Genomic DNA, 327 nt, shown 5'->3' with positions numbered 1-327 from the left:
GAATTTTCGAGAATCGTATGTGTTTCACTGTTTAGTTATCAAGGTTCTTTGCTGTCATCTCTCAGACAGCTTGTTTACTTTATCATATCTGTCAGTGTTTGTCAATACTATTTTTTTATTTTTTTAAATAATTGAAACAAACAAGATATTCAAAAATAACATGAAGATTATCACATCTTCAAAACCACATACATGTTGACTAAGTAATCGAATCAATTTAACCATGCTTGTTGGTCAAGCCCTCACCCTATTAGTAGCAGTCAGCTCCATACGTTACCATACTTCCACCCCTGCCCTATCAACCTCGTCGTCTTCAAGGGGGTTTAC

The 327-nt window shown here is 35.5% G+C and carries 1 rRNA gene; it reads right to left on the bottom strand.

Annotated elements, in window-relative coordinates:
* Window positions 1-230 precede the first annotated feature (230 nt).
* Window positions 231-327: ribosomal RNA gene (locus tag LIR34_RS17725) — 23S ribosomal RNA — on the bottom strand; the annotation flags it as partial.

The sequence above is a fragment of the Blautia sp. MSK17_66 genome (assembly GCF_020538025.1).
Lineage (GTDB): Bacteria > Bacillota > Clostridia > Lachnospirales > Lachnospiraceae > Blautia_A.
The sequence above is the reverse complement of the archived record's forward strand: the minus strand, read 5'-3'. Positions and strand labels throughout refer to the sequence as shown.